Here is a 15104-nt window from a genome sequence, read left to right on the forward strand (position 1 = left end):
GCGTTGGAACCACCTGATCCCATCCCGAACTCAGCAGTGAAACGATGCATCGCCGATGGTAGTGTGGGGTTTCCCCATGTGAGAGTAGGTCATCGTCAAGATTAAATTCCAGAACCCCATTTGCGAAAGCAGGTGGGGTTTTGTTTTAAGTGAAGGTCATACATTTTCGCTGGAACGTTACGTCAGTAACGGGTCGGCTACAGAATTTCTTGACGACCATAGAGTGCTGGAACCACCTGATCCCATCCCGAACTCAGCAGTGAAACGGTGCATCGCCGATGGTAGTGTGGGGTTTCCCCATGTGAGAGTAGGTCATCGTCAAGATTGAATTCCGAAACCCCAGTCTGCTTACGCAGACTGGGGTTTTGTCGTTTAGGCCACTGGCACTGAAGCTCCGCAGGCTTCTGCTATGAGGACATCACGGCTCCTGGCACGTTCTTCATCGCACCATCAGCAAAGCCCTGCAAAAACTCTCTGAAGCCCTCAACGCTCGTCGAGCCGTTGTCCACAGGCTCGGCAATGATCGCCCAAGTAGCAACGCAGCTGACACTGTCCTTGGGGACAACCGTCATTGAGGCCCAGAGCTTGCTGACGCCTAGGTTGTTGTAGATGGTTGTCCATGTCATAGCCATCGCGTCATCGTCGTACGAATTGAGTTGTTCGATAACCACCAGACCACCTTCCTTGAATTTCTTGTAACGGACTGAGCCAGGACCGTTACCAATCACTTCGATGCTCGCAAGCTCCGGAATGAATTGAGTGAAACCACCGAAATCGCCCACGACCTTCCAGACCTCACGCGCCGGTGCGTTTATCGAGATAGCAGACACCACCGGTTCCCCGCCAGGATTGGTAATCAGCGTATCGGGCGACAGGGAGCCAAGGGTGTTGAGCAGCTGAATAGCGTCCATGTTGTTCTCCATAACTAAAGGGGATGTTGCGTTGGGGTGTATCAGATGAAAGCAATCTCTTTCAGGTAATCGCAGCCCTTGCGAAGCAGCGCCGGGGTTTTTGAGGGGTAGCATTCGCCCATCCGTTGAACACCCGCATGGGCGTTCTGATACGCGATCATTGATATGTCTCCGATGTCTTCCTCCAACCCGTCGAGATAAAAACCGAGCACGCCGAATAAAGCGTTCTCGCTGTTAACCCGTTTCAACTGGGTTTGCCATTCACTGACGCTGACCATTTCGAAATCACTGCCCGCTTCACGGAACGCGCTGACGTAATTGCTCCAGCTCAATGGCTCCGGGTTATGGAGGTTGAAGACTGCATGAGATGGCTGGTAACGACTGGCGTGGAAGCCGATGAATCGGGCGAGGAAGTCGACAGGCATCAAATCGAAGGTCATGGAGAAGTCCGGGACCTGGCCCAGTTGCATCGAACCCTTGAGCATCAGCATCAAGCGGTTTTTGTGCGGCTGGCAGACCCCCGTCGTGCTATTGAACGCGATATTGCCGGGCCGGTAGATGTTTACCCACGCGCCTCGCCCCCTGGCTTGCTGCAGGATGCGCTCGGCGACCCACTTGGACAGGTTGTAGCCGTTCTTGATGTAGATGGGCGGTGTCTCGGCAGCAGGCGCTTCGAGGACGCGACCGTCAGCCCCGACGGCGCTTGAGGCAGACAGCGTCGATACGAAGTTGAACACCTTCTTGCTGCGCCCTTCGCACAGCTTCAGGCATTCGAAGATGGGCTCGACGTTATCTTTGGCCAGGGTCTCGTAATCCTGGACGTGGTTGACGTTGGCGGCGTTATGCACCAGCGCGCCAAACTCGCGATCAAGCCGCTCGTACACCTCGTTGCTCAATCCAAGCTGTGGCCGTGTGACGTCGGCGGCATAGACCCGTACTCGCGCCAGATCCAGATGCTCAAGACGGTTTTCGCGCAGTGCCTGAATAAAGCGATCCTGCGCGGTCATCCCTGCGCTTTCGCGCACCAGACAGGCAACCTCGGTTGCGCCCCAGGCCAACAGCGCTTGGACGATGTGAACGCCGAGAAAACCATTGGCGCCGGTGACGATGACTTTGTGCACGTCGCCCATGCGCTCCACCGGCAGTACGGGCAGCTCGAAGGGCGCCGAACCATCCAGGAACGCTTGCGGGCTGACGGTCCATGAGGTGGTGCCGTCGCTGTCGAGCAGTGACGCCAGATTGGTCAGCGTTGGCGCCTCGATGAAGCGATTGATAGGGATGCTGCGGCCGAACCGTTCGCGGATACCCAGCAGCATCTGCGACAACAGAATCGAGTGGCCACCCAAATTGAAGAAGCTCTCGTCGGTCGAGATTTCGCCGGGCGGAAGTTCCAGCAGGTCCGCCCACAAGGTCAGGAGCAGCCTCTCGCTTTCGCTATCGGGTAAACGACGCGGCGCTTGCTCAAGCATGTTCACGGGCAACTGCAACAGTGCCTTGCGATCAACCTTCCCGTTGCTGGCAAACGGCATGCTCGCCAACTCCGTGTAGGCGGTCGGCCGCATATAGTCGGGCAACATAGCGGCGACATGGTCCTTGAGCAAACGCCGAGCGGCGTCCGGTTCTGCGCCGTGCGGTTGCGCGAGAAAAGCCAGGATGCGTCGCTGGTCGTCAATCACTACCGCGACTTGGCGGTACAGCTGGCTGTCGCGCAGGCAGTGCTCGATCTCCTCAGGCTCGACCCTGAATCCACGGATCTTCACTTGGTTGTCACGTCGCCCGGACAGCTCGATGCCTTCGCTCGTCCATTTGCCGATGTCCCCGGTTCGGTAAGCCCGAATACTTTGGCCATCACCCAGAGTGACATGCACATAGCGGTCATCGGTGAGCTCAGGGTTGTTGATGTAACCCAGGCACACGCCCGGACCGACGATGTAGAGCTCGCCGGGCGTCTGGTCCGCGACAGGCTGCATGTCCTCGTCGAGAATCAGGACCTGGCTGTTAGCAATCGGGCGACCCAGGTTGCGGTTGCTGCCGCCGAGTTGAAACTGGCCGGCAGTGATCAGCACGGTGGCCTCAGTGGGGCCGTACAGGTTATGGAAGTGACATTGCGCTGCCAGGCGTTCAATCACGTAGGGCTCGCAGACATCACCGCCGGTGCACAAGTGCTTGAGCTTCAGCGGTCGGTCAATCGGCAGGATGCTCAACAAGGCAGGCGGCAGAAACGCGTGGCTGAGATTCTGATCCAGCAGCTCGGACAGTTGCAGCGGATCACGACGCTGGTCATCGCTCGCCACGATCAGTTCAGCGCCGCCGAGCAGCGTCGGGAAGATGTCGATGACCGAGGAATCGAAACTCAGTGTCGAGAACTGCAGTACCCGGCTGTGCTCGGAGAGCTCGACATAGTGTGCGTACCAGGCCGTGAAGTGGCTCAGGTTGCGCTGGCTGAGCATTACGCCTTTCGGGTGTCCGGTCGTACCCGAGGTGTGCAGCGCCATGCATGGCGCGTCGGTCTCAGGGCAATAGCGCATCAGCGACTGCGCCGTCGGCACGATCTCGATGCAGCTGATATCCAGCCCCGGCACAACAACGCCCGCCAGCGGGTGGCTGCCATTGTGCAGCAGTAATACGGCATGTGCGTTTTCGAGGATGTACTGCTGACGCTGCAGAGGCTGGCTGGGGTCCAATGGTAGATACACCGCCCCGTTGCCCAGAATGGCGAGGATCCCGGCGAACAGCGCCGCAGACTTCGGCATACAGATGCCAATCACCACCGGTTCAGCTGATGCGTGCGGCCGCATGGCCTGTATCTGCGTCTGGATCGCGACGCTGTGTGCCCGCAGTTGGTCATAGCTGATGCGCTCGCCGTCGATACTCAGCGCAATGCGTCCGGCGAATTGGCTGAAGCTCCGGTCCAGTCGTGCGATCAGCGTCTGCTCGGCAACGCGCAGCAATTCCGGCGCCGCGGTAAAGTTGAAACAGTGCTCGAAGGCCAACCGGTCCAGTTGCAGCAGGCTTTCCTGGCGTCCACTGTGCGGCGGGTCGACGCGCTCGGCGCGTGCAAAGTACTCGGTATCGCGCGAGAACCGGCTGATCAGCATCGCAACGTTGTCCACCAGCGTCGCGACCGCCGCGTCCCGCAAGACGCGTCCGTTGCCGGAAAGCGTGGCAGCCACGGTATGGCACGCGATCAAGCGCTGAGCCGTAGCCGTCCCGAGCCAGCACACTATTTCCAGCTCCGGCAGCGCCCGCTCGCTCACCGGTGTCAGTCCTACCCGGAGGCCGAGATGAACGGCTGTCTCGAACACGCCCAATTCTGCGCCGGGCAGGTCCAGCGTGCCGTCGTCGATGAGGATCGACGCGTTCTGCGGTGCGCTCAGCTTCAGCGTTGCCTCGTCGCGCAGGTGGTGAATCAGATGCCCGTGGGCATTCAGTTCTGCACTCAGCTCACTCATTGTCTGGCTATGACCGATGAGCACAATCTCCAGGCGCTTCATTGCGAGCCTCCGACCGGTAGATAGTCGGCAAGGGCATGCTGGACGCAGGGGGAATCGAGCATCGAGCTGGAGGTAAAGAAACGCATGATGTTGCCCACCAACGGATGGTGGCGATTGATCGGAAAGCACATCGCCTGCGTTTCTTCCCTCAGCGCCTGTTTGATCGGCTCTGCGACCGGCAAGCTGTCGATCAGCACGAAGTCGAAAGACTTCTGGATGTCATTGGTCAAATACTGAGCAATGAACACAGGCAGGATCTGCGCGATAAGCTGCTTGTCCTGCTCGGGCGCTGTGTGCCAGTAGATCCTGACGAGGCGCGACCAGAAACCGGAGTGCCGTCCTTCATCGAGCAGGTGGTCCGCCATGAGGCCTTTGACGGATTGCTTCACCGTGTCGTCTTTGGCGAACGCGGCCACGTCGTTGGTCACGGTGTTCTCGGCAATCGCCACGCAGATGAGCTCGACTGCGCTGCGCAAGTGGCCTGGCGCCAATGCCAGAGCAGCGGGGATGGCCCTGCTGAGTTCGATTTCCTGTGGCAACGGGATTGGCTGGATGCCAGTGAGTGCGATGGTTTGCTGCATGAAGTCCATCGCCACCAGTGCGTGGTAATCCTCATCGACAACCACGGTCATGGCGTCGTAGCGGCAAGCGAAGGGAAAGCGGATTGCGAAGTTGTCTTTGGCGATGCTTCGCGCGGTCTTGTCGACGATTTCAGTCTCGAAAATCACCACGTCGTTGATGAACTTGTACAGGCTCTGCACCAGCGCCAGATCGCGCAGATGGGCGCATTCACGGGTGAACGTCTCGCTGAGCACCAATGGCTGGCGGCTGAGCGGGTAGATCAGTTTTTCGTCGTTTTCGACGATGCGGCGCGGGCGTGTCCGAATCGTCGCGCGGCCTTCCCAGGCATCGACGAATGACATGTAGTCTTCGGCTTTCATGATGGCGTCCTTGTGTGGAGGGCTTCTGGGTTGCGGAGGCGGGAGGGGCTCACGCGCTGACTTCCCGCGCCGTCTCACGCAGGGTGTGTTGCAGGGCGTCCCAAAGCGCCATGCGGCTATCAACGGCGGCAATGGCAGCGGCATACACCTCGCGCTGGTGCTGTTCATTGCCGGCGACTAGCCTGGCCAGCAATGATTCCGCAGCCGGGCCGTGGTCTTCGGAGTCCACCTCGATGTGGCGTTCCAGGTAGTAGCGAAAGGTCGGTGCCTTGTCGGCCGTGATGCCCCAGTCGTCGAGAATTCGCTGAAACATCTGCGGGATAACACTCTCGCGCCCATGCAGAAACGCGGCCGCTACGCAATGCGCCGGTGCATTCAAAGCAATGTCGAGCGTGTCGCGGACGAAGTGCGTGGCCGCTCGGCCTGCGCCGACGCTGTCGAGCGCGGTGTTGTAGTGAATGCCTTCGTGCAACAGTTCGACGAAATGCTCGATGCGGGCCGTACTGGCGCCGACTTCTCGCATGGCATCCAGATACAGTTCGAAGTGGCTGTAATGATCGTGGCGTCCCGGCCGGTCGTCGGACTCCTCACCCAACACGATTTCATTGATGAGCCGCGCTGCCTTCGGGTCTCGCGGTGGCAGCCAGGGCAGCCGGGTGCACGTCAGTTCCTGTTGCAGCCGTTTGGTGAGTGACATGAAGTCCCAGACCGCGAACACATGCACCTCCATGAAGCGCTGCAGGACGTGCAGTGAATTAATTTCGGAAAAAACAGGGTGCGCGCTAAGTGCTGATTTTTTTGCAATAAGTTGCTGTTTGAGACTGTCCATTTTCACGTCCTTGGTAGATTAAGTGTGTCAGCATTTCTTTTAATTGCCACAGCGGGTGGTCGTCTTAAGTTGCCGTGCAAACAACGGATAACATCACTCCCGTTAATCTCGGGCAATAAAAGGCCGCAAACCTTATTTCGTGTGTGATCAACAATCGTGCAGGCTGGAATCGGGCATGCGCACTTGGCCTATGCCCTCGCTGCCCTACGTGTGTGGGCGAATAGCCCTTAAACGTTGGCGGCCAGAAAACGTTAGAACAGTTTCAAAGGGTTCCGCAAATACTTTTTAATATAATTAACAGCCTATATAAATCGGGCGTGAGAGACGGTAATAAAACTTCTGAGTGAGGTTTTATTGGGGCGAGCGCAACCCTTCCGGCCCATTAAGGCCAGAATTGAAATGAATGAACGAATACCTCGTTCAGCGTTGCGCTTAATCGGGTTAATACAGTTTTTGAGAATTTTTGGTTTGGGCGACATTCAGGGTTTCACTTCAATGTCTCCGCCCAGGGCAATGCTCCTTTTGCCGCTCCATGAGAACTGCTTTCCCTGAATCGGCTGCAGACCGATTCGTCGTTCGAGTTTGCCTGAACACACCGGTACACCGCGTCAACGACGACCAAGTTTCACGATAGGTGCATAAGCCGCGGCCCGAGCGTGGGAGGGCCGGCTTTTAGTCGTAGGAGGCTTCAGGGGGAGGGGGTAAGGAGTCGATGCAGAAGGAGTGGGCGGCGGTTTCCGTTCAGCCGCCCAGCAAGCCGAGGTGCGTGTTGATGATGTGCAGCAGGCGGTCGCGTTGCGAGCTGAGGAAGTCATGAGTGCCGCGCACTTCGATCAGTTCGAACTCGCGACGTGTGAACTCCCGCCACTTCATCATGCTGGCGGCTGTGGCGACCGGATCATCGCTGCCGTACAGACCGGTCAACGGGATGTCCAGGCCCTCGTCTGCGCGGTGCGACCAGATTTCAGACAGCTTTACGTCGCTGCGCACGACAGCCTCCAGCAGCTTCAGGCGTTTCTTATCCTGGGCGAACGTGTTCGGGAGCACGCCCAGCCTGATCAGCGCTTGAATGAAATCGTCCTGCGGCAGCGTGTGCAAAAACGGCCAGGGTTGTCGGCTGTCAGGGCTGCGGCAGCCGGAAATGAACAGGTGACGCGTCAGATTCGGGTAATGATGCTGCGCCAGCCTGGCCATTTCATAAGCGACACGACCGCCAAAGCTGTGGCCATAAAATGCGTGGGGTTCGCTCAGGTAGGGCTGCAACGCGAGGAAGGTGTCTTGCAGCAAGGGCGCCCACTGATCGTAGGGCGTTTCCTTGAGCCGGCTGCCATGGCCGGGCAGGCGCAGCGTTACCAGTTCGATGTGATCCCCAAGGCCTTCGGACCAGTCACGAAAATGCTCCGGATCGCCACCTACGTGAGGAAAGCAAATCAGGCGTGTTCTGACGGGTTGTCCAGAATTGACAACCATCAGCCATTTGTTCTTTTCGGCTTGCACTCAGCTTCCCCGAGCCTTGATAGAGGCGTCATAACCGTGGAGCCGGGTCCTTCGGCGCATACGCCGTCATGAACGGCGTTCGTTGATCCCTTGTGCTTATCGGCCGATTAGCCAGTGGCGAGCAAGGTCAAGGTTGAAAAAACAGCGAATGTCACTGGGTGACGGCACGTTTTCGTGAGGCCGCCGCAGGTTTTGCCTCTTCCGCCTTACGGGCGCTCAAGTAGGCATTGATGGCTTCAACACCACGATTCAAGTGGTGAGTCAGCGCCTCGACGGTGGCGTCCACATCGCCGGCGCCGGCCTTTTCCAGCAATTCGTAGTGGTCGCGCTGGGACACCTTGCCCAGGTTCATTTGCTTGAGATTGAAACGCAAGAAGCGCTCTTCCTCGTTCAAGCCGTCCTCGACCAGTTTGAGCAGGCGTGTGTTGTGCGCCTTGGAATACAGCGCCATGTGGAACTGGCGGTTGAGCGTGCCCATGATGCTGTAGTCGGTTTCGACCTCCAACTGTTCGATGTACCCACGCGCCATGCTGATGTCTTCATCGGTCAGCAGCGGGATCGACTGGCGCAGGGCCTCGGACTCCAGCAGGATGCGCAACGCATAGGCCTCCGTAGCATCCTCATTGATCAACGGGGCAACGACCGCACCTTTGTGGGTCTCGACGCGCAGCAACGATTGAGCTTCCAGCTGACGCAGCGCCTCGCGCACGGGCATGCGGCTGACACCGAAAAGTGTCGCCAGCTCTTGCTGGCGCAGGGCGATGCCTGCCGGGAGGCGTCCTTCAAGAATGGCGCTGCGCAGTTTTTCTTCGATGACGGCACGCGCCAGATGTGCAGGCGGCTGCTCATCACCCAGGGTTTCCCGCAGAAATTGCTCTTTCTCAGTCCTGCGCATGCTTGATCTTCTTCAGCTGAACAGTTATTGGATCCAATGAAACACTAGAGACCGCTGCTGGCCTTGTCAAACTTTGCTACAAGTTTAGCGGGCTGTCTCGGCGCGGCATTCTACAAGGGATTGAGCGTAGAGGTATTGCCATCAATCGGGGATTGGGAACGGGCTGCCCGGCCTCGGTGACGCAAGTCTTTGCGGCACGCGAGGCTGGCTTCACGGCCGAACGGCGTCAGATATAGCGGCCCGTCACGAAATGCTGCACGTCATTGAAACCCGGCGTGGACGCATGCCCGGGTGTGACGAGGGAGTCGATAAACGCTTCGTCTTCGGCCGTGATGTTCACGCTGAGCGCCTTGGTGTAGCTGTCCCATTGGTCCTCGGTGCGTGGCCCGACAATGGCAGAGGTCACAGCTTGGTTGTTCAGCACCCAGGCAATGGCGAATTCCACCAGCCCCACGCCTTTGGCCTGGGTGTACGCCTGCAGTTTCTGGGCAATGTGCAAGGACTCGGTACGCCATTCGGTTTCCAGGATGCGCTTGTCCTGACGGCCGGCGCGGGTGCTGCTGTCTGGCGTTACATCAGGTGCGTACTTGCCACTCAACACGCCGCGTGCCAGCGGGCTGTAGGGCACGACGCCCAAACCATAGAACTTCGCCGCAGTGATCTGCTCCAGCTCGGCCTGACGGTTGACGATGTTGTACAGCGGCTGGCTGATTACCGGTGTGTCGACGCCCAGACGCTGAGCCACATTCACCACCTCCGCGATACGCCAGCCGCGGAAGTTCGACACGCCCCAGTACCGGATCTTGCCCTGGCGAATCAGATCGCCAATGGCCGACACGGTCACTTCGAGTGGCGTGTTGTGGTCTTCCTTGTGCAGGTAATGGATATCGATGTAATCGGTGTCGAGACGACGCAGGCTGGATTCGATTTCATTGAAGATGTGCTTGCGATTCAGGCCGCTGGCGTTCGGTGCAGTATTGCCCGAGCTGCTGCCGACTTTGGTGGCGAGAACCCACTCGCTGCGACGTCTGGCGATGGCCTCCCCGACGATTTCTTCAGACCGGCCGGCGTTGTAGACGTTGGCCGTGTCGATGAAGTTGACGCCTTCATCCCAGGCCTTGTCGATGATGCGCAGGGATTCTTCGGTGCCGGTCTGCACGCCGAACATCATGGAGCCCAGTGTCAGCGTTGAAACCTGGAGGCCGGATTGGCCAAGGGTGCGGTATTTCATTGCTCGATATCCTTTTCGTCAGGGAAGTGGAAATCAGGACAGTCTGGGACAGGCTTGCAAGGGGTCTCGTAAAGACCGATCAGACCGACAGCTCTAGGCCGGACATACTCACCTGTTTGGGCGGGTTTTGAAAAGTGACAAATTGACGAGCCGCGGGTGGCCGAGCACGGCGTCAGAGGGAGAGGTCAGCGTGAGTGAGCTTCGCGTGGCGCCCGGCCAGGAAGCACAGTGTGCCGCCCATGGCGGTCAGGCACGCCAAGACATAAAACATGGTCGGCGCGGGGCTGTTGATCAATAAGTAGCCGCAGATCACCGGGCTTAACGCTCCGCCGAAGGCCGCCAGATTCTGCGCACCCAAGTAACTGCCGCGAAGGTGATCCGGTGCGATGGTGTCGACGAACAGGTATTCGGCGGGATAGATGATCATCTCGCCCAACGTAAAAACGAACATTGCGGCGCACCAGGCCAGGGTTGTTTCGGCAAAGCTGAAGCCGACAAGGCCGATCGCAAACAATGCGGTGCCAAGGCAAATCCAGTACGGCAACTGCTCGCGTTTGAGAAAGCGGCCGATCTGGTACTGCATCAAAATGACCGTTAACGCGTTGCACGCCAATACGGCTGACAGGATTTTCAGCGCCTGTTCCGCCGTGTGCGTGACCAGCAGAAACTGCGACAGGTACAACGTATACCGGCCATGCACGATGGTGCTGAGCAAGCTGCCGCCCGTGAACAGAATCAGCGTGCGGTCGTTTTTCAGCGTGACCAGGGTGTCGAGAAAGCTGCGCGGTGGGTGCTCGGTATCCGGGACTGTGCGCGGTATGCCCAGCATCAGGAAAAGACTGCAGAACGCTATCGCACTGGCGATGAAAAACGGCGCCAGTGGCAGGTGCCCGGCAATGACCACGCCGAGCATCGGGCCGGTGGCGTAGCCAATGTTGGTGAGGGTATAGCGCAGCGAGAAAACCCTCGCACGCTGCCCGATGGGCAGGTTTTCGCTGATGATTGCTTTGGAGCCGATCAGGAACAGCGCCGAGGCCGTCTCAGTGATCACCAGCGTGAGGGTCGTCAGATAGACGTTGTGGGCGAAGGTCAGCAGGGCGAAGCCGACGGCACTGGACAGCATCGCCAGGATCAGCAACTTGCGCTTTTCCAGCCGGTCGATGATGTAGCCACCGTACAGGCCCAGCAGCGTGGCGATGAACACCGCGATGCCCATCAGCAACCCGACGTCTTGCTGATTGAGCCCCAGCCTTGTGCTCAGGAACAGCGTCAGCAGCGGGCTGGTCATCGCCCGGCTCATGACGATGGTCAACGAGCAGACCATCAAGCGGCGGATGACGAGGGAGTAGGTGGTCACTGTTGTTTTTCCGTCCTTGTTCAAGCCTCGGAGCAGACCCATTGTGGGAGCGACCGGGGTGGTGCTCCCACAAACGCTGCCCGACAGCGCCGCATTCTAGACGACGAGTCATCCCTGACGGGGCTGGCTTGATCGCCTGTTACTTACCCTGATTCATCCCGACCTTGGTCACCGCGCCCTGTTCCAGCTCCCATTTTTTCAAAATCTTGCCATAGGTGCCGTCGTCGACCATGGCCTGCATCGCTTCAGCGATGGCCGCCGCCAGTTCAGGATTGGACTTGCTGACGCCCAGGCCGGTGAACTGTTTCGAGATCGCCAGACCGAGCGGCTTGTAGGTGTCCTTCTCTTGGGACATCAGGTATGGAATGGTTTCGCTGCCCTGCATCGCGGCGTCAAGCCGGCCCTGACGCAGTTGCGCGCGAGCATCGGCCGAGCCTTCCGAGCCACTGACGATGATCGCCGGCTTGCCTTTCGCTTCGCAGTTTTCCTTGCTCCACCCCGCGATTTCCGCAGGCCAGGTGGTGCGGCGGCTGGTGCCGACTTTTTTCCCGCACAAATCGGCGGGCTCATTCAGATCGGCGTTTTTGGTCAGCGTGTACAGCTGCGGCCCGCTGGCGAAATAGTCGATGAACGTCACCGACTTCTGCCGCTCGGCCGTGTCGGTCATGCCCGACAGAATGATATCGAAGCGCCTGGTGACCAGGCCGCTGACCATTTGCTCGAAGGCGGTCTCCTGCCATTTGATCTTGACGCCAAGGCGCTCGGCCAGGGCGTTGCCGAGATCCACGTCCAGGCCGGTCAGCGTGTTGGTGCTGGTGTCTTTGAAGTCCATCGGCGGGTAATTCGGCACGATGGCGGCGGTGATTTCGCCCTTTTCCTTGAGGCTGGCGGGCAGCGCGGCGAACACTGACGCGGACGCCATCAGGCCGGCGAGCAAACTGGGGATGAGGATCTTTTTCATGGTCGTTCTCGTTTGTTCTGGTTTAAGTGCGAACGGCAGAAATGAAGCTTTGGGTTCTTGGATTTTGTGGGCTTATTAGAATGTCTTCCGGGGTGCCGGCCTCCACAATCTGGCCGCCGTCCATGAACACCATCCGGTTGGAAACTTCGCGGGCAAAACCGAGTTCGTGTGTCACGACGATCATGGTCATGCCGCTGTGCGCCAGGTCACGCATGACCGACAACACTTCGCCCACCAACTCCGGATCGAGGGCGGAAGTGGGTTCGTCGAACAGCATCAGCTTGGGCCGCATCGCCAATGCGCGCGCGATCGCGACACGCTGTTGCTGGCCGCCGGAGAGCTCCACGGGATAGGAATGGCGCTTGTCCGCCAGTCCGACGCGGGCCAGCAGCTCGGTGGCTTCTTCGTTGGCCTCTTTGGGCGAACGCTTGAGCACCTGGATCGGGCCTTCGATCACGTTCTGCAACGCGGTCATGTGCGGGAAGAGATTGAAGCGCTGAAACACCATGCCGGTGCTCAAACGCTGACGGGCGATCTGAGCATCTGTCAGTTCGTGCAGTTTGTTGCCGACGATGCGGTAGCCCACCAGTTCGCCGTCGACCCACAAACCGCCCTTGTCGATTTTTTCGAGCTGATTGACGCACCGCAGCAGGGTGCTCTTGCCCGAGCCCGAGGGCCCGATGATGCACAGGACTTCGCCTTGTTCGACTTCAATGCTGACGTCTTTTAAGGCGTGGAACTGGTCGTAGTATTTGTTCAGGCCGACGGCTTTGACGATGTTTCTCATGCTGATTCTCCTGGGCCTGACTTACGAACGCTTGCCGGCGCCGCGGGCGAAGCGCAGCTCCAGCCGGCTTTGACCGAACGACAGGACAGTCACCACCGCCAGGTACCAGATCCCCGCGACGATCAGCAGCTCCATGACCCGGGCGTTGGCGTAGTAGATGTTCTGCGCGTTGTGCAGCAATTCGGAATACTGGATGACGCTGGCAAGGCTGGTCATCTTCACCATGCTGATGAATTCGTTGCCAACCGGCGGGATGATCACGCGCATCGCCTGGGGCAGGATCACCCGACGCAGCGCCTGCAGGCGCGGCATGCCGATGGATTTGGCGGCCTCGTACTGGCCGGTGTCTACGGACAGCAAGCCTGCGCGCACGACCTCGGCGGTGTACGCGCCCTGATTGATGCTCAGGCCCAGTAGCGCGGCAACGAAAGGTGTCATCAGGCTGACCGTATCGATCTCGAACACACCGGGAATGCCGATGACCGGGAAGATGAGCGCCAGGTTAAACCACAGCAGCAACTGCAAGATCAGCGGCGTGCCACGAAACAGCCAGGTGTAGGTGATCGCGACGTAACGCAAAATCGGGTTCGCCGACATGCGCATGATGGCCGTGATCACGCCGATCACCACCCCGAGGACCATCGCCAGAATCGACATGATGATCGTGTTCAGCAGACCCCAAAGAATGGCCTCGGACGTGAGGAACTGGCCGATATAACCCCACTCGATCTGCCCGTTGGCAAACGCACGGGCCAGGCCGGCGAGGGCAACGATGATGAGGGTCGCGAAGAAAATGCGCCCGTAATAGCGGCGTGGGACGTGTTCGTACTGGGTGATGTCGAACGCGTTTTCGGTCTTCCTGCGCTCGGCTTGCAGCTGCTCCGCCTGATTCTGATTCATGTGTCTCTCCGAAGCTGTGTGCAGACCGCGCCTGCCTGATCTGGGCAACCCTACCCAGCCTCCCCGCCCCGACGTAGGCCCGCCGCTGCAGCATTGAATCGTCCTGGATAGAGGGCAGTTACTAATTGAAAGTCCTGATCAAAGTGTCAGGTTATTTAATGTTGGATCCGCTTTAGACCTATGTTGCGGAGTACCGCGTGCGCGGTTGCCAATCGGGTTTTTCTGTGTTCATTATTATCAACCGGGCACGTTTTTGTTGTGAGTCAGAGCCTGTTGAATCCAATAGGCGAGGTCAATAAGCATTATGGAAACTCCACTTTCCAATTCTGGAAACGTGCCGCCTAAACCGGGAATACGCCCGCCTCTTACTCTCAGCGGAATGGACTTCAAGCTGTTGCGGGTGTTTCAGGCCGTGGTCGAGGCGGGTGGCTTCAGCGCCGCCCAGAATGAGCTGAATGTGGGCCTTGCAGCCATCAGCAAGCAGATTTCGGACCTTGAAATCCGCATCGGCATGCGCCTCTGTACACGAGGCCGGGAAGGGTTTCATCTCACTGAAGAGGGCAAGCTGGTCTATCAGGCGGCGATCGAATTGTTCGCGTCTGTGGACAGTTTTCGCGACCGGATTAGTTCTGCGCAGAATGAGTTGATTGGCGATTTGAGTATCGGCGTAATTGATAACACCCTGACCGATAAAAGTTCGCCGCTCATTGCCGCACTTAGACTAATGCGCGATGAAGCGCCCAAAGTCAGACTGCGCCTGCAAGCGTCTCAACTGGATGAAGTCGAGCGTGCCATGGTCGAAGGACGGGTGAGTCTTGGCATCGTGCCGGTGTATCAGCGGCGCGAAGAGTTTGATTATTTCCAGTTGTACGAAGAGACCTCCCACGCGTATTGCGCAGTGGGGCATCCGCTGTTCGAGGCGGACGACGGTGCCCTGAGCATCGACAGCCTGCGCGCATTCGACATCGTGAATCACCGCTATGCGATCCATCGCGACAAGGCGAGCTTCGTCAATTCCGACAGCCAGTGCGCCTCCGCCTCCCAAGTCGAGGCCGTCGCCATGATGATCCTGACCGGGCGCTTCATCGGCTTTCTCCCCGAACACTATGCGCGCAATCTGATCCGCGACGGCCAACTCCGCGCCCTGCGCCCCGACCTGATCTTTCTACAAACGCCCGTCAACCTCATCCTGAGGCACAACGCCCCCCGGAGCCCGCTGGTCAAGGCGTTCGCTCGGGCGTTGGGGGTGGATTTAAGGGTTGGGGTGTAGCGTAAATGTCACGCAATTGCCGCGAACGTAA

Annotated in this window: 12 protein-coding genes and 2 rRNA genes; 3 read left to right on the forward strand and 11 right to left on the reverse strand. The window is 58.7% G+C overall.

The window, feature by feature from the left end; translation table 11 throughout:
• Positions 1-101 (forward strand): 5S ribosomal RNA (gene rrf, locus SLW74_RS25265); the annotation flags it as partial.
• Between the two features lie 107 nt (positions 102-208).
• Positions 209-324 (forward strand): 5S ribosomal RNA (gene rrf / locus SLW74_RS25270).
• 83 nt (positions 325-407) lie between these two features.
• Here rrf (SLW74_RS25270) and SLW74_RS25275 read toward each other — a convergent pair.
• The 11 genes from SLW74_RS25275 to SLW74_RS25325 form a co-directional block, all read right to left on the reverse strand.
• Positions 408-911, reverse strand: coding sequence for an SRPBCC family protein (locus tag SLW74_RS25275; RefSeq protein ID WP_410930475.1), 504 nt, complete (start codon positions 909-911; stop codon positions 408-410).
• A gap of 41 nt (positions 912-952) precedes the next feature.
• On the reverse strand, positions 953-4405 hold the full coding sequence (locus SLW74_RS25280; protein ID WP_410930476.1) for a non-ribosomal peptide synthetase: 3453 nt from the start codon (positions 4403-4405) through the stop codon (positions 953-955).
• The gene (locus tag SLW74_RS25285; protein ID WP_065990907.1) at positions 4402-5346 is read right to left on the reverse strand and encodes a diiron oxygenase; all 945 of its coding nucleotides are present in this window, start codon (positions 5344-5346) and stop codon (positions 4402-4404) included. The genes SLW74_RS25280 and SLW74_RS25285 overlap by 4 nt, the downstream gene beginning before the upstream one ends.
• 49 nt (positions 5347-5395) lie before the next feature.
• The gene (locus SLW74_RS25290; protein WP_369319997.1) at positions 5396-6175 is read right to left on the reverse strand and encodes a DUF3050 domain-containing protein; all 780 of its coding nucleotides are present in this window, start codon (positions 6173-6175) and stop codon (positions 5396-5398) included.
• Positions 6176-6916: 741 nt separating this feature from the next.
• On the reverse strand, positions 6917-7645 hold the full coding sequence (locus tag SLW74_RS25295) for a thioesterase II family protein (RefSeq protein ID WP_244160396.1): 729 nt from the start codon (positions 7643-7645) through the stop codon (positions 6917-6919).
• 178 nt (positions 7646-7823) lie between these two features.
• Positions 7824-8567 carry a GntR family transcriptional regulator gene (locus SLW74_RS25300; protein WP_410930477.1) on the reverse strand — a complete coding sequence of 248 codons (744 nt, stop codon included), beginning with the start codon at positions 8565-8567 and terminating at the stop codon, positions 7824-7826.
• Between the two features lie 226 nt (positions 8568-8793).
• A complete protein-coding gene (locus tag SLW74_RS25305; RefSeq protein ID WP_065990914.1) occupies positions 8794-9798 on the reverse strand; it encodes an aldo/keto reductase in 1005 nt (334 codons plus the stop codon).
• 172 nt (positions 9799-9970) lie between these two features.
• Entirely contained in the window at positions 9971-11155 is a 1185-nt protein-coding gene (locus SLW74_RS25310) for an MFS transporter (RefSeq protein WP_065990916.1), read from the reverse strand.
• Positions 11156-11294: 139 nt separating this feature from the next.
• Complete coding sequence (locus SLW74_RS25315; RefSeq protein WP_192135834.1) at positions 11295-12116, reverse strand: ABC transporter substrate-binding protein; 822 nt, start codon at positions 12114-12116, stop codon at positions 11295-11297.
• A 22-nt stretch (positions 12117-12138) separates the two neighbouring features.
• On the reverse strand, positions 12139-12903 hold the full coding sequence (locus tag SLW74_RS25320) for an amino acid ABC transporter ATP-binding protein (protein ID WP_065990920.1): 765 nt from the start codon (positions 12901-12903) through the stop codon (positions 12139-12141).
• 21 nt (positions 12904-12924) lie between these two features.
• Positions 12925-13803 (reverse strand): amino acid ABC transporter permease, encoded by an 879-nt coding sequence (locus SLW74_RS25325; RefSeq protein ID WP_065990922.1) that lies wholly within the window; start codon positions 13801-13803, stop codon positions 12925-12927.
• A gap of 304 nt (positions 13804-14107) precedes the next feature.
• Between SLW74_RS25325 and SLW74_RS25330 the strand changes: the two genes are divergently transcribed.
• Positions 14108-15073 (forward strand): LysR family transcriptional regulator, encoded by a 966-nt coding sequence (locus SLW74_RS25330; RefSeq protein ID WP_410930478.1) that lies wholly within the window; start codon positions 14108-14110, stop codon positions 15071-15073.
• Positions 15074-15104 lie beyond the last annotated feature (31 nt).

This window comes from Pseudomonas sp. W5-36 (genome assembly GCF_046540455.1).
Taxonomy (GTDB): Bacteria; Pseudomonadota; Gammaproteobacteria; order Pseudomonadales; family Pseudomonadaceae; genus Aquipseudomonas; species Aquipseudomonas graminis_B.